The organism is Thalassotalea insulae (assembly GCF_030161395.1).
In the GTDB taxonomy this organism is placed as follows: Bacteria; Pseudomonadota; Gammaproteobacteria; order Enterobacterales; family Alteromonadaceae; genus Thalassotalea_E; species Thalassotalea_E insulae.
In genome coordinates, this window is record NZ_BSST01000001.1 from 1,268,883 (window position 1) to 1,287,845 (window position 18,963).

The window sequence follows — 18,963 nt, forward strand, 5'->3', positions numbered from 1 at the left end:
CGACGCACTTCTGTCATAATTTATGGAAGCGCTTCCAAAACATAAATATATTTTTTTTGCCGTACAATGGAAGCGCTTCCAGAAAATATGTGAACTATGCTCATGTCTAGGGGAGAACAATGAAGCAATTAAATTTAAACAAAAGTCGAATAGCAACTGCTATCACTTTGATATTAGGCGCTAGTACATTAACACCTGTCTACGCTGAAGAGACTAACAAAGAAGTTGAAGTAATCGAAGTTACAGGTATTCGTAGTAGTCTAGTCAAATCCGTCGATATTAAGCGTAATGCTAACGGCGTGGTTGATGCAATTACCGCTGAAGACATAGGTAAATTCCCTGACGGCAACTTAGCAGAATCATTACAACGTATTACTGGTGTTTCTATCGACCGTAGTAATGGTGAAGGTGCGAGAATTACCGTTCGTGGTATGGGACCAGAATTTAACATGGTTACCCTTAATGGCCGCCAAATGCCGACTATCGGTGGTCGTGCGTTTGACTTTAACAATATAGCTACCGACGCTGTTAGCGCTGTTGAGGTATACAAAACCGCCAAGGCTAACTTACCTACAGGTGGTATTGGTGCTACGGTAAACATGATGACCGCTCGTCCATTAAGTGATCCTGGCTTTAAAGCCGTGATCAGTGGCAAAGCCGTTCATGAAACTTCGGTAGAAGATGTAGGTTCTAAGTTTACTCCTGAAATCTCAGGTTTGTTCACCAATACTTTCGCTGATAACAAATTAGGTGTACTAGTATCAGCTTCTTATCAAGACCGAGATAACAGAGAAGAAAGCGCTGCTGTTGATTCATGGTATCCGATTGAAGCAACTACCACGAACGTTACTAACAATAACCAGCGCGCAGATGGTACTACTTGGTATCCTCAAAATGCTGGTTATGCCATTAATGATAATTCACGTCAGCGTACTAATGCCCAATTGGTTGTTGAGTATGAACCAAACGATAAAGTTAAAGCTAAAGTTGATTACACCTATTCAAAAGTTGAATTTAAAGGTGATTACAACTCATTTGGTGTTTGGTTTAACCATGGCAACATCTTAGGTGGTGATATCAACGAAAATGGTACCTGGACTCGCGTTGTTGAGCAGGACACCACCGACTATGCAAACAATGTTGGCCGCAATCAATTTGAAAATGAGAATAAATCGCTAGGTTTAAACATTCAATGGCAAGCATCTGACAACCTGTTATTTACCTTCGATGCGCATGACTCTTCTGCCGTTGGTCAAGGTAAAGGTTTAGGCAACAATGCCTTCATTATTACAGGTAACACGGGTTGTTTATGGTGTGAAGGTGAAGGTGTTGGTCCAAACACTGCTGCCATGACAGAGAAAACCGCCTATTACCCGGCAGGTGGCGTACCTTATTTTGAATTTGATTTAGTTGACGGTGCCGGTAACCCAACAACTGAAATTTTACCTGGCGACCTAGGTTCACTATTTGCTGGTGTTAGCCAAGGCTATTCTGAAAATGAAATGACTCAATTTCAATTTCAAGGTGAGTGGTTAAATGACGGTGACGGTGCCTTAAGCAGTATTGATTTTGGTTTCTCACGTACTGAACAGAAATACAGAAGTACCAACGCATTTACCGACGGCTTCCTAGCTCTTGGCTGGTGGCTTGGTTCTGCTCGTTACTGGCCAGATGATGCATGGCAATTAGAATCAACCAGTGGCTTATTAAGTGATTTCAGCAATAGCGGTGATATAGGCCCTGGATATTTCTGGACGCAGCCATTTGATGACTTAGTGACTCATGTCAATCAAATTGATGCCAGCGATACCTGGTTATCTTGTTGTTTCCGTGACGCTTGGCCGGAAGAATTAAATGGTACTATGGGTGCTGGTAGCATCGACTCAGATGCAAGGGTGAAAGAAGTTGTAAATTCTATTTATGCACAATTTACTTTCTCTGATGAATTCAACGGTATGCCATTTAACTTGGTAGCTGGTCTTCGCTACGAAGAAACCAAGGTTACATCTGTTGGTTTAGAGACCCCTGTGACAGATATTAAATGGATCGGTGGTAATGAATTCCAGTACGTAACTGGTGAGCAAACATACTCAGAGCCAGGTAAAGCGACATTAAAACAGTTCTTACCTAGCTTAGATGCCGATTTGGAAATTACTGACGACATTATCGCTCGTGCTTCATATTCGCGTTCATTAACCCGTCCTGGTATTGGTGACATGCGTTCGACTCGTGATTTTGCTGGTGGTAAAATTGGTACTCGCCAAATTATCTCAGGTAACCCGGGCTTAGAGCCGTACCTTGCTGATAACTTCGATTTCTCAGTCGAATATTATTACGGCGAAGGCAGCTATGCGTCTGTAGGTTACTTTAAGAAAGTCGTTGATAACTTCCTGGTTGACTCATTTGAAACAGTAACAGTTGAAGGTATTCGTGACGTATTTAGCGGTCCAAGAGCTGATCAGGCAAGAGCTGATCTAGAAGCAGAGGGTTTACCGTTAAGCTTCACTAATATTTATGAGCGCATCAAACTAAACGAAGGTATCGAAGGTACGGATATTTTCCCGAACAGCGATGATCCATTAGCTGAGTTTGAAAAAGTCAGCCGAGCAAACGGTGAGTCAGCCAACTTACATGGTTGGGAATTAGCAGCTCAACACTTATTCGCCGATACCGGTTTTGGTGTAATGGTTAACGCTACTTTCGTTAGTGGTGATATTGAAGCCGACCGTGACCTATTAGAGCAAGAATTTGCTTTACCAGGTATGAGCGATTCAGCTAACTTCTCAGTATTTTATGAAAACGAACAACTTTCTGCACGTATTTCATATAACTGGCGTGATGAATTCCTTTCAGGTTTTGACCAATATGGTTCACCGGTTTATACCGAGGAATATTCACAAGTTGATGCCAATGTTAGTTACTCAGTTACCGAAAACTTTACGGTTTTTGCTGAAGCTCTGAACTTAACAGAAGAAACACAACGTACTTACGTTCGTTATAGCGAACAGTTATTGCGTGCCAATCAGTACGGTGCTCGCTTCAACATTGGTGCACGTTATGTGTTCTAATTAAACGAAGTTAATCCCAAGTATAAAGCCGCTATCCCCCAGCGGCTTTTTTTCACCTAAAACATATCACCAACCACCATAACCAATTGTATTTATTCCCATTCAGTTCATAATAATTGCTGAAAATTCACGGTGATATCTTCATTTAAATAATTAAAGCGCATTTAACCTCAGCTAACAAATTGAAATTTATGGTTTTACTAGCAATTTAAAGAGGCATAAATGGGTGGACATTACTGAGACGTCTACATAAGATACGGTTAGAAGCACTCATGGTTGAGCACAAATATAAAACGTTTTGGCCTAGATTTTGGGCAGGATTAATCGATGGAATAATTTTTATGCCAATGACTTCTTTTAGCCATTGGCTATTTAGTTTGGAACTAAATGGTGTAATTAATTTTATCTATTACGCACTTATTTATTCATTGAGTTATTACTTTTATACGGTCTACATGCACGGTAAGTTTGGTCAAACTATTGGTAAAATGCTGCTAAAAATTAAAGTGTCAAAAATAGATGGATCGCCGCTTACTTATGAAAGAGCACTATATCGGGATAGTGTCGTTATAGGAGCTTCTATTCTAATTATTTTTACTGAAGCTGGCCCTATTTTAAATGGTATCAATCCATTTTTAGCAACAGAGGTAAGTCAAACATTCCAAGTCCTCGTTTGGATACAATTTGCTTGGTTTATGATTGAGTTCATAACTATGTTAACTAACAACAAAAGAAGGGCTGTTCACGATTTTATTGCCGGTTCAGTGGTTACGCGCCTCTAAGCTGTACTTATAGCTGATAAGAGACGCTTAAACTAAGGTTACGGCCATAGTTTTTAAAACCTACCGCCATTTCAGTATTATCATCTAAGGCATTAGCAATATTTAGCCTGACTTGTAATTTAGGCTGAATTTGCCAAGCGGTTGATAAATCTAAAAGATAATGGCTGTCCATTTTAACCATACCGGTGGGAATTGCACTATCGTAGTATTGACCATTTGCCGTTAGACGAGCAGTAACACTAAGTTGTGCTAGCACTTGATACTGAATAGCAACGCCAGCTTTAAGCTTAGGTCGTCTTCTTAATTTAGCCTCATTATCCTTTAACCCCGTATCGTTATAACTCGCTTGCCCAGAAACAAACAGCTGTGAATTAACCTGATATTGCCCCATTAACTCAATACCTTTCGCGTCCACTTGTGAGCGATTAATATTAGTAAAGGCTTCTGGGTCAAAATCGACTAAATCAGTAAAGCGATTGTGAAAGACACTTGCCGTTAAGGTAATTCGCTGCTCTGGAAAATACCTTTCAGCACTGAGATCATAATTTTTACTACGCTCTGGCAGTAATGCGTTATTACCAACAAACGGATGACCTAAGGCAAAAAAGCTCGGTAGTTTAAACCCCTCACTATAATGAGCTGATAGCTTAGTGTCGCTGCTTAGCTGATATTGCGCTAAAACTCGATGAGTATTGATGCTTAAAGCTTCACTGTCATCATAACGTACGCCCGCCATCAAAGTTAACTGCTCAAACGCCATTTCAGTTTCAGCAAATAGCGCTTTTGTTCGTCTATTTAAACGATAATCGGCAGGCAGCCAAACACCAAAATTAATCAGGCTTTGCATACCACCTTGCTCATCGGCATAACTAACGCCAAGGGCGAAATTAATATTTTCAGACAAGCGATAACGTGAAAGCAAAGTAATATCACTTCGCTGGTAATCACTGTCGGTTTGTAATTCTGGAACACCATCAATCACTCCTGGCGCTATAGCAGGGCTGTCAATTTGTTCGCTTCTGTCGGTTAAAGTTCCTTTTAGCTCAACACTTAATTGTTCGGTAAATGCATAACCTAAAGTTAAGGCACTGTTTTGTTGTTGAAACTCGGTTGCTTGTGGAAGACGAATAACAGAAAGTCGCTCACCACCACTGTCTTCTGGAAAGGCCTTAGAGTTACCTTCGGCATAAAGACTATTCAGCTGCCAAAAAAATGGTGCCTGATGAGCTGAATTTAGCTTTAGTGCAAGTTGCTGACGCTTAAAATCATCGCCAAACGTGCTTTGATCATCACGCTGTAAACTGCCAGTTACGCTTAAATCCACTAAATCAGAGACACGAGTAGCTAGGTGAACCGCACCGCCATAACGCCCTGCACTGCCTAAATGGATACTTGCATTGGCTACATCACCTTGCTTAGCACTTTTAGTGGTAATACTAAGCACTCCCGCTAAAGCATCACTACCATAAACGGTAGAATAGCCACCATAAAGTAGCTCTATTTTTTCAATGGTTGCGGGGTCTAATGTCGATAAATCAAACGCGCCACCGCGGCTATTGGTTGGATCATTCACTTTTACGCCGTCAAGTAACACGACAACAAAGTTAGGATCACCACCGCGTACCGATAAAAATGTGAGGCCACCTGCCCCACCTTGTTGAAACACATCAACGCCAGGTAAACCTCTCAGCACATCAGCAACGCTGTTAGCCGCTAAGGCCGCGATCTGCTCTTCATCTATAACCACTTTAGCCAATTGACTATGATTAGCATTCAGTAAATGTGTGCCAAGTACAGTAACACGCTCGATAGTGTCGTGCGTTTTTAATTCAGGGGTGCTATTAGCAACCGCCGGCAGTGCGGTAACAATGCAAGCCGTCATTAGGGAGATCGCATACTTCATCTAATAGATGTTCTCGTGGTTATTTTAAATAATAATTGTTGATTATCAATTAACACAATACGGGTTTTTAGCGTTTGATCTTGTTGGTCTTTGGGGGTTCCCATCATTTGTGCAATCAATAAATCCATACGAAACACGCCAGCAACGATATCGAGCTTACCATCACCACTAACATCGGTTAATTCAAACGACACAATGCTTTGCGGCTGATTAGAAATGTTATGTCGGGTAAACTGCTGCTTGCCGTCATTTTCATACCAGATTAGGCTTTGTCGCTTAGGATCTTGCCAAAAATTATTCCAACTACCCGCCACTACGTCTAAATCGCCATCATTATCTAAATCACCGGCCACCGCAGAAGCTGCACCATAAAACCGTCCTATTTCATGATAGTGAAACTCAAGTTTGCCTTTGTTTTCCAACCACTGTACGCCATGATAGGGCTTAGCATCCATATGAAGGTCATTAGCATCACCATTGGTAAATAACAAATCGCTGTCGTTATCACCATCGAGATCAACCACTTTCATGCCGGTAAAACCAAACATTGGATGTGGCGCCTCAGCTAATGCTACTTGTTCAAACTTACCCTGACCTTTATTAACCAAGCCAAGTACCATTTCATATTCCTGAGCAAATAAGCTGACAATGTCCATGTTGCCATCATTGTTTAGATCGACAATTGAAACATTAAGCGCGCCGCTGGCACTGATAATATCGTGTTTAACGTGTTTTCCGTTACCTATGTTTTCTAACCAAGACACTTCACCGATATTGCCGCCACCAAATACCGCCACGGCGAGATCCAGGTCACCATCGTTATCTAAATCTACCGGTCTGGCATCAGTAATTCGGCCAACATCATCTAATAACAATTCAGGAGCAAACTGTCCTGATTCATTTTGCCGAAGCAATACAATTTTACCCGCCAGTGCAGATGAAGGTGGTATTAGACCTAAGGCAGCAATAATAATGTCGTTATCACCATCTTGATCATAATCAACCACTTCGGTATGACTCGGCACTTTAATACTTGTTAAGATTTGTTCTTGCCACTGCTGGTCTTGCTGTCGCAACAAACTCACTTGATCATTTTGTGCGTCAGCAATTAAGAAATGTGCACCATTAAGCCCTAAATCTACCTGATTAATATTAACGACTAACGGCGTGCTAGATTTATTGGCAATGCTATTAACCGCTATTTCTTGTTGATGCGGGTTAGGAGGAAAAACGGGTAAGACCGGCAACTTTTCTGGCGCACTGCCGTAGTAATATGCCTTAATATCTTTGATCGCATCATCTGGAATAAATTTCGTACCAAAGCGTTGCTGAGCTATTCCCGCCATGGCATCTACCGCTCTTGGCCAAAACGCTTTTGGCATCACATCTGGCGGCGGCACTTTATGACAAGCGCCACAGTATTGATTCACTTTGCTGATAATGGTATTTAATTGCGCATTGTCTTTTGTGGTTTGTGCAAAATTTTGTCCACTCCAAACAATAAGCATTAGACAAAATACCCCTAGCAGTAGATTAGTTTTATTCATTTAATTTTCCCAAAATACGTCCATTATTAACTCAGGTTATCTAGGTAGCACAGGTGCAACATGCCCTTTAACCAGTTTGGTATCACGAACAATAGCACCACAGCCAATGCCAGTATTTATCGACTTTTGACATTGATAAACTCGAATATAATCTATCGCTAACGATTGAGGAAAAATACTAGGGTCAATGCCCTTATCATTGACAGTGGTAGCCCAAGCTCCACCAACCGCTAAATTTAAAATCAGATGAAATTTTTGATCAAAGGGAGCACTGCCTAAACCATTCACTAAGACCCCTTGAGCGTTCATATATTGGCTATACCACCCGCTTGCCCGTTGAGTAGCATAATGAATATCATCGACATACCAACGAATTTCTCCTTGTTGCCACTCAATTGCATAGACATGAAAATCATTAGCGGGATCAGCGCCGTTTGGTAATCTATAAGCTTGCCCCGAGTAGACATTATCAGGCCATGCCCTGCCATAATGCAATGTGCCGTGAATTCGAGTTTCAGCTTGATTAGGAGACTGCCCTTTTTCATCCGTGATAGTGTTTAAATTCACCGCTTCCATGATATCTATTTCGCCCGAACCGGCCCAGCCACCATAACGCCAATCTGTTGGCAACATCCAGATTGCCGGCCAGGTACCTTGACCTTGTGGCAACTTCGCGCGAATTTCAAAGCGACCATAACGCCAATCGCCTTTGTTTTTCGTTCTCAGTCTTGCCGATGTATAAGGTAAAGTGCGGGTATTTTCTGGGCTATAGCTAGGAGTATCATCCTGGGCCGCAGGCCCGGTAAACTCCTCTTTTAAAGCAACAATTTTCAGTATACCTTGCTCAATATAAGCGTTTTTACGACGATCGGTATAGCACTGTTGCTCATTATTACCACCGCCATAGCAATTAATTTCAAACGACCACTTGCTTTTATCTAACTGCTTACCATCAAATTCATCCTGCCAAACTAATTGCCAATGTTTTGATAGCGAAACGGGAGGCACTGGTTGTGCCTGAGCAAAAGCTATTAGCGCAAAAGTAGCTGAAGACCACAAAGTGACGCTTAGCGTCACTTTAAATAAAAAACTCATATTAATTTTCATATAGTTAAGTTGATTTACTCTAGTTAACTATAATCTAGTTTTCTTTAATTTCGACATTGTCGATTAAATAGACTGCACCATTAGCTTTACCCCAAGTTGGAAAAACCATTAATAGTTTAATATTGGCTAAATCCAATCCTTGACCCGCTAATGTCTCCAGCGGGAAGGTAAAATGCTGCCATTGGTCTAATTGAGGCGAGACCCCTTCGTTACTGGTCAATAACTCAACTTCTGCGGCCGTAGCGGCATTAGGACTTTCTAACTTAACAAACCATTGTGCGCTACTATCCACAGGTGCTGCCAGCAATTTTAAATCAAATTCTAAAGTACCATTAGTGATAGTTGATGCATCATGCGCTATTGTCGCTTGAAAACCAGAAACGGTCGACGTCGAGTTAAAACTAACTTCGACTACGGCGCCATTATCACTGTCAGTCGTTTCAGTTAAGGTCGCGCCACCACAACAATCCCACAACGTCCAGTTGCTATCGATACTATCACTATAAATAGTAATGGCACCTACAGTTTCAGACGGTTTTTCTGGCGCCACATAGGTACTATTCCAAACAATATTATCCACTTGGAATGTGACATTCGCTTGTTGATCATTTGCCGGCAATAACACTATGCCTGTGTTAACCGAAGTAATATCTAAGCCAGAGGTTATTAAATCTGCTACAGAGATGCTAACGTGTTCCCATACACCATCCCCCACTTTGCCAAGTGATTGATCGCCTGATGAACACGGATAGACACAATCCACTTTAAATACCATGCCTGAGGTATTATCTGCGTAATCAGTCACTTTAATATCAAAGGCAAGTTCGCCTGAGGCAAATGCGCTCATGTCCAGGCTTTGTGATGACTGAATATATAACACGCCATTGGCATCAGAATCACTAAAACTGACCTCTAATACCTTACCGCGAGTACTATCATCGCTATCAACTAATTGCCAGTTTATATGATTGCTTGAACTGCCATCAAAATAATCAGTGTTACTGACAGTATCCCATGCACCTACACCTTTATCCCAAACGTTAGTATTAACGTCGTCCATCAACACTTCCAGTTGCTCAGATTCAATCTCAATTGAAGGCGCTTCAATACCACAACCATTTTGCTCTTTATGGCCACAGATTAAACGAACATTATCCAGATTAACTTTTGCAGCAGCGCCAAATTCAATAACAAATAAGTTAACGACCGCCGAAGTGTCTAACCCTTGTTCACCTGGTGTTGCCACCAAATCATTTACTGGCACCGAAATTTGCTGCCATTGATCAAGTTTCAAATCAGCGATATTCAATGTTTTATAACCTAGCGCAGGCCAGCCGCTATCCATCTTAATGGTAATGCTGCTATCAAGGTCTGTGGCACTGCTATCAATATATAGTTCAAACTTTAGCTCACCGGCATATAACTTCCATGGCTCCGCTGATGTTCCCATACCAAATAATTTAAAGCTTTTACCATCAACGGCATTAATGGCGACATTGCCCATATTCGACGTGGTAATTTCAAGTACTTGATCATGTTCTCCACCACCGTCAACTGATGCTAATGAAATTGCGCCACCATTATCCCAGGCAACCTGAGCTTGTAGCTCACGCGTCACGGCTTCTCCCTCTACTTGCCAAGTCAGCAAATCACCACCTTCGGAATAAAGTAGGTACTCGGCTCGAGAAAATTGAGATGCCGGATGTTCAGGTACCGTGGAGTTAATATTATCAGCACAACCACTACCATCTTCTAACCCTGCGCTACATTCATAGACTCGCACATAATCAACCAGCATTTGCGCCGGAAACTCCGTAATTTCATCAGGCGAACCAGGCCAAAAACCACCGATAGCCAAGTTAAAAATTAAATGAAATTTTTGATCATAAGGCGCATTTTCGGGGTAGACATACCCCTGTTCACTATTTTTGTAAAAATAGCTCCACCAGGTATCAGACTTTATTGTGGTGTAATGTAAATCGTCGATATACCAACGGATCTCATCTTTTTCCCACTCTATGGCATATAAATGATAGTCGTCAGTCACATTGAGCTCTACCGTATTGCCTTCATTTACGTTCATTGGCCATGCCATACCATAGTGCAAATTGCCATGAGTTGCCTGATTTGCATCTACTGTCGGGCTCACCACTTCCATAATGTCAATTTCACCGCCTGATGCCCAACCACCATATTGACTGTCGGTAGGTAACATCCAAAATGCTGACCATACCCCTTGTCCAAGAGGTGCTTTGATACGCGCCTCAATTCGGCCATATTTCACATCGACCTTATGGTCTGAACGCATACGACCAGAGGTATAGCCATATCCGTTACTCTGTTCTTTTTTGGCGGTAATGACTAAATTGCCATCACTGACGGTAATATTCTCTTGCTGATACCACTGCAGTTCATTATTTCCCCAACCAACAAGGCCATACTGTGAGCCATCACCGGTTTCAATATTCCAGTTTTCACTTTTTAACGTTTCACCATCAAATTCATCACTCCAAACCAGTTGCCACGGTGAGGCTTTCAATTCCACTGTAATAGAAAATGATTGCGTGGTTTCATTACTGCCATCTGAAACGGTTAATGTAATGTCATAAACACCCACGTCTTCCGCTGATGGTGTGCCTGATAGCTCACCTGTACTCGCTTCAAACGACAACCAGCTTGGTAAATTGGCCGCTGTAAATGTTAAGGTATCTTCACTATCTTTATCGCTCGCTTGAAGCGTGTAGGTATAAAGCTCGCCAGTCTTTACCGAGGTAATGGCTTGTGAGTCAATCACCGGAGTAAACGATTGCTCGACGTTATTATCGCTTGAGGTAGAATCGGATCCACAGCCCAATAACAGTGCGGAGCATAATAAGCTGGCGTACTTTGTGCCAGTTAAAAAAGTAGTCTTTGTCTTCATAAAATGACCTTTAGTGTATTCATTACGCGATTGCTAAATAAAGCTCCTTATTCGTTTCCCTTAGATAAGAGGTGATGAATAACATCATTCATCACACTATGTGCTTTATTTACTTTCGATATGGATTACTGACAGCGAATATCAGCGTTACTCGCAGAATTAGGGACTAGAGCAATGTCAGCAAAACTCAGTGACAATGTTCCTGCCGTCATTAACTTAAATGGAGAGTACACTTTAGCGGCGTCTAAACCATTTTTAGTAAAACAGGCAAGATCAACGGTCACCGTCTGCCATTGATTCAATTCCATCGTTTCTAGCTGATTTGTGACATCAACATCCGCCTGACATTCACTTTCACAGGCCATTACTAACGACACTTTGTCAGAGGGTTTTTGCTCGATTTTTAGATTAATAGATAAAGCCGATTTCAACTCAACATAACTGCGGATATCTTCCGGGAAGCTAGCGCTGAAATAAATAGCTGCGGGTTCACTACCATCAAAGACCACAGCACGGGCATCTTCTTGGACATTCTTATCAATGGCTTTATAGGAGATAGCCCCCATTTTTTGAACATTAGAGTTAATCTGTGTGGCTTCATTAGCAGACTGTAAAAATGCCAGCCAAGGCTTTTGCACGGCGCGATTAAATATTTTAAGCGACGAAAGTTTTTCTAAACGTTGTTCTGACTTTTCATTAAGTTCATCGGATAACTGACTATCTTGGCTATAATCCAATCCATAACCGTAGGGCAACAACGGCTGATAGTCTTGATCAAAACGATTAACACTGGTTTGTTCAGCTGTAGCTGGCCAGGTAAATGACAATCTGCCTGTAAAATCATAATCGATTTCACCATTTGCTTTTTGAAAAAGAACATCGCTGATGGCTGCGCCTTCTGAACCAGGTAACCATGCGGCAACAAAAGCATCAGACGCATTAAGTTCTGCATTTACCCACATAGGTCTGCCACTGATAAAGACAGAGACCACTGGAATACCTTGTGCTTTTAAACGTTTAAGTAATGCTAAGTCTTTTTTGTTACCACGCTGATATTCCAGGTTGTCAATATCACCATTGCCTTCGGCATAAGGTTCTTCGCCAAAAACTACGATAGCAACATCTGGTTTTTGCTTAAAATTACCATCGACATCAAACTGCAACGAACCATCACCGTTAGCAAGTTTTGCCTTAATACCATCGTAAATAGAGCTACCGCCAGGAAAATCAGTATTACTATTGCCTGTGCCCTGCCAAGTAATGGTCCAGCCACCGGATTGCTTACCGATATTGTCAGCCGCATCACCGGCCACCAAAATATTCTGATGACGACTTAAAGGCAGCAAGTGATTATTGTTTTTCAGCAACACTAATGATTCACGTACCGCCTGACGAGCAACTTCTCTATGTGGTTCACTGCCAATCAATGCTGTTTTACCCGATAACGGACGATTAGCGGGGCTCGATTTATCAAACAAACCTGCTCGTACCTTCACTCGCAAGATACGACTGACAGCATCGTCGATACGCGCCATAGGAATAACACCACCTTTAACCTGCGCAACGGTATTTTCATATAAAGGCTTCCAGGCTCCTGTCGGTACCATATAAACATCTAGACCGGCATTTGCCGCTTGCGGACAACTTTCATTGCTACAGCCTTTAATTTGCCCATGACCATTCCAATCACCAACGACAAAGCCATCAAAACCCATGCGGTCTTTTAACACGTCGGTTAATAAATACTTGTTGCCGTGATTTTTCTTACCATGCCAACTGTTAAATGATGCCATCACCGATTGAGCACCTACGGTCAGGCCACTGACATACCCCTGACCATGAATATCCAATAATTCTTGCTCAGAGGCTAAATTATTGCCTTGATCATCACCACCTTCAGTACCGCCATCACCAATAAAATGTTTAACTGTGCTGATCACGCGCTGATCGCTGAGAAAATCTTTATCAGCGGCGCCTTGTAAGCCTTTAACGATCGCAGCAGAATATTTACCCACGATCTCAGGATCTTCAGAATAACCTTCATAGGTACGACCCCATCGATCATCTCGTACCACGGCAACCGTAGGCGCAAAAACCCAATCGATACCGGTTACCATGACTTCACGCGCCGTCACTTGAGCAATTTTTTCAATTAACTCAGGGTTATTCATCGCACCTAATCCGATGTTATGTGGAAATAAGGTTGCACCGATAACATTGTTATGACCATGAACAGCATCCGTTCCCCACATGGTAGGAATACTCGAGCCATCAAGTGAATCATCAACAGACGCCTGATACATGGCTTCCGCTAACGCAATCCAGTCTTGCGGCGTAGCATGCTTATCGTTATTGGGAAAAGAGCCACCACCGTTAAGATACGAGCCAAAGCCATATTTACGCATGTCTTCAACCGTAATATCTTTAATTTCCGGTTGCATCATTTGGGCAACTTTTTGCTCAATTGTCATTGTTGACAATAACGCCGCCACTTTTTGCTCGACTACAGGAGATTTTTTAACCGCAAAGTCCAGTTCAGGCCAGATGGTAATATCCGGCTGAAATCTGTGTTCTGCCACTTTGTTTTCAACTTTTTTACTTTGCTGACTATGACAGCCAATTAACACACTTAAAAAAGCTAATGTCAGACAAGTTGTACGTGAGAATTTCAATTGTTGAGTAGATAGCATGTTTAATCCTAAGCCGCTTTAACTGATGGCTTACTGCCAAATAAACCAAAATAAGCGATAAAGCCATAACTGAGCATGGGTAACAGAAAAGATAATTGCAGCCCTATGACATCCGCCAGTAATCCTTGCAATAAAGGAACGATCGCTCCACCAACAATAGCTAAGCATAAGATACCTGAGCCTTGACTGGTGTATTTACCTAATCCATTAATTGCTAAACTAAATATTGTTGGAAACATAATAGAATTACATAGACCAACCAGTAAAATTGCCGACATCGCTATCTGGCCTGAAGTAAACGCCGCAATACTTATTAGCACTATCGCCGCTCCGGCATTAAATGCCAGTACTTTACCGCCAGCAAGCTTCTGCATCACCGCTGCACCGATAAAGCGCCCGACCATAGCACCGCCCCAATAATAGGTAATATATTTTGCCGCTTCACTTTCAGCTAATCCGGCAATGCTAGGCTCAGCAAAAAAACTAACCAGAAAACTGCCAATAGAAACTTCTGCGCCAACATAAAGAAAAATACCAACGGCACCAAGCAACAGGTGTCGATATTGCCAGGCACTACCCTCGAGTACTTGTTCCTTTTCTTGCGCTGCATTAGTCGCTGCAGTTACCTGTGGTAAGCGAATAAAATAGAATACAATTGCGATCACTAGTAAGGTCACACCGAGTAAAACATAAGGCAACTGTACAGCTTGTGCCTGCTCAGTAGCCGACATAGTATCGATGACATTTTCTAAAATTAAATAAGCACCAAAAAACGGCGCAACTGTTGTGCCTAATGAATTAAATGCCTGAGTTAAGGTCAACCGGGAGGATGCGGTTTTTGGCTTACCTAAAATACTGACATAAGGGTTTGCCGAAACCTGCAGTATTGTGATGCCACTGGCTAGTACAAAAAGCGCTAATAAAAAAATCGGATAACTTGCCTGTGCTGCCGCGGGATAAAAACCGAAACAACCAATCGCAGCAACCACTAATCCTAATACTATGCCTTTTTGAAACCCGAGCTGTTTCACTATTTTTCCTGCCGGTAATGACACTAAAAAATAGGCGCCAAAAAAACAAAATTGCACCAACATCGCCTGGCTGTATGATAAATCAAATACCGCCTTCAAATGTGGGATCAATATATCGTTTAAGCAAGTGATAAACCCCCAGATAAAAAATAACGAAGTAAGTGCGGTTAAGGCAAAATTATAATTATTACCCTCACTAGTTGATGCTTGTTCTTCAAACTGCAAAGGTGCTGACGTACTTGCCATATCTCCCCCTATGTAATGTTAGCTGTTATGACACGAGCCCGCTTCATCAGATGCTAAAAGTGATCACTAATAAAATGATCATTTGCCATCCAAAACTGGAAGCGCTTCCATTCTTGATCCAATAAAAATAAAAAGCAATAGATTTCACTATTTTTTTGGAAGCGCTTCCCAAAATATAAATGATATGCAATAGTGCTACAAACAGTAGTGCTCTGAGTTTTATTCGTGTTACAGTTATCAGGATTAAAAATTAACAAGTTCTAAGGACAAAAATGGCGACCATTTATGAAGTTTCGGCACTCGCCGGTGTTTCATTATCATCAGTTTCCCGGGTACTGAATGATCATCAACATGTCAGTGAAAAAACCAAGAAAAAAGTCATGGCAGCCATGCAGGAACTTGGTTTCCGCCCTAATACTGTCGCTCGTTCACTGGCTTCCAATCGTTCAAATTGTATTGGAATTTTAGTCGATGAACTGCATGGCCCTTTCTATGGCACGATGCTAAGTGCAATTGAAACTGAGTTACGCCAAGCAGGTAAGCATACTATCGTCGCCGCAGGTCATTCCAATGAACAAAGTGAACAAGAAGGGATAGATTTTCTAATAGACCGAAATTGTGATGCTTTGATCATGTTAGTTGATGCCCTATCAAACGACTACTTGATTAAACTTAGCAATAGCAAAACCCCATTTACCGTGCTCAATAGACAGATCCCTGAGCTTGAAGGTAACTGCTTTTACCTCAATAATGAGTTGGGTGGCTATCTGGCCACCAAGCACCTGATTGACAACGGACATAAACAAATTGCCTATATTTCTGGGCCACTATCAAAGCAGGATGCGACAGACCGCTTTAATGGTCATCAACGGGCTTTACAAGAAGCAAAACTAGACTACAACCCGGCATTATTTTTTGAAGGTGATTTTCTGATCCAAAGTGGTCGTGATGGCATGAATACGCTGTTAAAACAAAAAGCTTGTTTTACCGCACTGGCTTGTGCGAATGATGAAATGGCGGCAGGAGCGATGAAGGCAACTCGTGATCAAGGCTTTAATATTCCAGAAGATTATTCCATTATAGGCTTTGATAATGTCTTTTTTACCGAATACTTATACCCACAATTATCAACAGTAAACTTTCCGATAAAAGACATGGCGAAAATGTCCAGTCAATGGATTCTTAAACAGGTTTATAAACATAAAGATATTGAAATCACCAATCTGTTTCAGCCAACGCTTATACCTCGGGAATCGGTTGCAAAGATTTAATTCCAGTATTTTAAAGCGCGCCCAAATCAAGACATTAGTTTAACACAACTTTGCTCAAGGCTTGGTTTGGCGTAGTTCTCAAAACAAGCTTTCAAATGTCATCAGCTCTATTTGACACCCCCGCTATAAATACTTTTCATCAAGGCAATAAGTAGTCTATGCTTAAGGCAAATAACACCTATTTTTTAATCGATGCAACAAAGACTTAGCTTATATTCACCCATTCACTTAATAGCAGCCATATTTTTCGTTTGCTGGGCGTTTGGCGTTAAAGCCGATACAGATATTGATCATTTGCTTGAACTGTCATTTGAAGAGTTAATGAATATCAAAGTCTCAACTGGCAGCAAATATGAACAAAATGTTCAAAATTCTCCGTCACTGATCTCTGTCATAAAGGCACAAGAGATTCAAACCTTTGGTGCCAATAACCTCTACGAGGTATTAGAGCGTGTCACCAGCTTTTATATGACAGAATCCTTCTTCTACCCACAAAATGTTGTTGCTATTCGCGGCGACTTACAAAGTCATGCCGATAATCATGTACTCATTCTCATCAATGGCCGCCCATTTCGTGAAAGCTATTCCGGCGGCGTCAACTTTCCTTTCTATAATGCATTTCCGATACAGGCGATTGAAAAAATCGAAATCATTCGAGGACCTGGCTCGGTACTTTATGGCACCAATGCCATGTCTGGCGTTATTAATGTCATCACTCGTCAACAAGGAAAAGACAGTAACAAGTTAAGCCTGACTAGCGGATCTTTTGCTACCAGCCAATTACAGGGTTTTATAAGCCGCCAGTTAGACGAGTTAGCGATTAATGGCGCTTTTAATCTCTTTAAAGAAGATGGCTGGCAGTTTGCGTTGTTCGATCAAAATGCGCGTTTTGAAAGTATTGACCGGGGAGAAAAAAACTCGTCAGCCTTTATCGATTTAACCTATCACAACTGGCGTTGGCAAAATTTATATCTGCGCAGTCAACAAAATTTTATGGGATCGTCGGCTTCCTGGAGCGGTGAGCCCGATTTTCACCATCGTATTATCGATGGCATGAGAAGTTATTCATTGATTGAATATAAGCATGAGTTTAGCGAACAACAACAGCTCGAAGCCGCACTTTCATATGGCAGGATGTCATTCGAGCAATATAATTATAAAGCCTTTGCCAATGACACCACCTTAGAGCTCACCCATCAATATCAAATCAGCAAAGATCTAACCTGGGTAGGCGGTTTATCTCTTTGGTATCAGGATGTTGGCTCTACTGGTAAACGCAGCAATGCGCCAGTGAAAAGCTTTAATTCATTGTGGCAAGAAGCCTTTGGCCAATTCAGTTATCACCCTAGTGCTGAATGGATATTAACTGCAGGTTTGCAAATCAACAAACCAGAGCAAGGTAAGCAAGGATTAACGCCGAGATTAGCAGCAAGCTACGATATAAACGAGCATTGGACCATTCGTAGCTCATACGCCAAAGCATATCGCGCAGCATTTGGCGTAGAAACTAATTTCGATTTAATATTAAAAAATGATAATGGCAGTATTAGAGGTGGACTAAGGGGCAATCCTAATCTAAGTCCAGAACGAATATCAAACAAGGAATTGGCGATCAACTATCATAGCAAAAACGCCAAAGTCGAGCTCGCCTGTTTTCACAGTAAACAATCCGATTTAATCGGCCGTTTACGCGCGTCAGACAATGTGCTGGATTTTGTTAATACCGCCAGTTTGAAAAACTCAGGAATTGAACTGACTGGTAACTGGCATCTTAGTAACACCTGGTCATTTAACGTTGCCTATACCCATCAAAAAAATGAATCTGGTGATGGTATTGAAGATCACACCTTAGTACCGAACGATATGGTCAAAGCTGGCGTGATTTATCAGGATACTCATTTAACTTTAGGTATTTTTGACAGCTATTTCAGTGCAGCACCCGATGTCAGCATACGTAATCCAAACCGTCAGGCGCTAAATCCAAATGCCGACAGCTACCACTTAATGACCGCCAAGCTGCGTTATGATATCAGTCACTGGTTGAATCGCCCTGAACTTAGTAGCCACCTTGAACTCTATCTCTATAACCTGCTAGATCAAACTATCTATCAACCAGAATTTGTCGGCCGCAATATCAATACTATCCCAGCCAGAGCACAAAGGAGTGCTTATTTAACGTTAACCATGAATTTCTAATAGTACTTTTATGACGATGATAAATTATTAAAAACTTTATAATCAAATAGTTATCTTTAATCATTTATGAAGTAAGTATCAGAATCGACCAGCCACTGGATGTCAGTGCGCAATTGAATTTCAATATGCGGGAAAAACTATAAAAATACTGCGGAATTAATCCGTAATTGCTGTTCGCAAGAGTTAACAAAACGCCAAAATA

At 41.5% G+C, this 18,963-nt stretch carries 9 protein-coding genes and 1 pseudogene; 4 read left to right on the forward strand and 6 right to left on the reverse strand.

Annotated features, from left to right (window positions below; genetic code table 11):
- Nucleotides 1-119 precede the first annotated feature (119 nt).
- Nucleotides 120-3,068 carry a TonB-dependent receptor gene (locus tag QQK06_RS05850; RefSeq protein ID WP_284243720.1) on the forward strand — a complete coding sequence of 983 codons (2,949 nt, stop codon included), beginning with the start codon at nucleotides 120-122 and terminating at the stop codon, nucleotides 3,066-3,068.
- A 272-nt stretch (nucleotides 3,069-3,340) separates the two neighbouring features.
- Nucleotides 3,341-3,850, forward strand: a complete 510-nt coding sequence (locus QQK06_RS05855; protein WP_284243721.1) for an RDD family protein — start codon at nucleotides 3,341-3,343, stop codon at nucleotides 3,848-3,850.
- A gap of 7 nt (nucleotides 3,851-3,857) precedes the next feature.
- On the opposite strand, the gene QQK06_RS05860 is transcribed toward QQK06_RS05855, so the two are convergent.
- The 6 genes and pseudogenes from QQK06_RS05860 to QQK06_RS05885 all read right to left on the reverse strand — a co-directional run bounded on the left by QQK06_RS05860 (nucleotide 3,858) and on the right by QQK06_RS05885 (nucleotide 15,294).
- The gene (locus tag QQK06_RS05860) at nucleotides 3,858-5,753 is read right to left on the reverse strand and encodes a TonB-dependent receptor plug domain-containing protein (RefSeq protein ID WP_284243722.1); all 1,896 of its coding nucleotides are present in this window, start codon (nucleotides 5,751-5,753) and stop codon (nucleotides 3,858-3,860) included.
- Nucleotides 5,750-7,300 carry an FG-GAP repeat domain-containing protein gene (locus QQK06_RS05865; RefSeq protein WP_284243723.1) on the reverse strand — a complete coding sequence of 517 codons (1,551 nt, stop codon included), beginning with the start codon at nucleotides 7,298-7,300 and terminating at the stop codon, nucleotides 5,750-5,752. The genes QQK06_RS05860 and QQK06_RS05865 overlap by 4 nt, the downstream gene beginning before the upstream one ends.
- A gap of 90 nt (nucleotides 7,301-7,390) precedes the next feature.
- Nucleotides 7,391-8,407 (reverse strand): annotated as a pseudogene (locus QQK06_RS05870) (glycoside hydrolase family 16 protein); the annotation flags it as partial.
- Nucleotides 8,408-8,441: 34 nt separating this feature from the next.
- Nucleotides 8,442-11,327 carry a family 16 glycosylhydrolase gene (locus QQK06_RS05875; RefSeq protein ID WP_284243724.1) on the reverse strand — a complete coding sequence of 962 codons (2,886 nt, stop codon included), beginning with the start codon at nucleotides 11,325-11,327 and terminating at the stop codon, nucleotides 8,442-8,444.
- Between the two features lie 125 nt (nucleotides 11,328-11,452).
- Nucleotides 11,453-14,017: a glycoside hydrolase family 3 protein gene (locus tag QQK06_RS05880; RefSeq protein WP_284243725.1), complete on the reverse strand. Its 2,565-nt coding sequence runs from the start codon at nucleotides 14,015-14,017 to the stop codon at nucleotides 11,453-11,455.
- A gap of 8 nt (nucleotides 14,018-14,025) precedes the next feature.
- Nucleotides 14,026-15,294, reverse strand: coding sequence for a sugar MFS transporter (locus QQK06_RS05885; RefSeq protein WP_284243726.1), 1,269 nt, complete (start codon nucleotides 15,292-15,294; stop codon nucleotides 14,026-14,028).
- A gap of 272 nt (nucleotides 15,295-15,566) precedes the next feature.
- Here QQK06_RS05885 and QQK06_RS05890 point away from each other — a divergent pair, with 272 nt between their 5' ends.
- Together QQK06_RS05890 and QQK06_RS05895 are read left to right on the forward strand one after the other, a co-directional pair.
- Complete coding sequence (locus QQK06_RS05890; RefSeq protein WP_284243727.1) at nucleotides 15,567-16,565, forward strand: LacI family DNA-binding transcriptional regulator; 999 nt, start codon at nucleotides 15,567-15,569, stop codon at nucleotides 16,563-16,565.
- A 192-nt stretch (nucleotides 16,566-16,757) separates the two neighbouring features.
- A complete protein-coding gene (locus QQK06_RS05895; protein ID WP_284243728.1) occupies nucleotides 16,758-18,761 on the forward strand; it encodes a TonB-dependent receptor plug domain-containing protein in 2,004 nt (667 codons plus the stop codon).
- The last annotated feature ends 202 nt before the right edge of the window (nucleotides 18,762-18,963 follow it).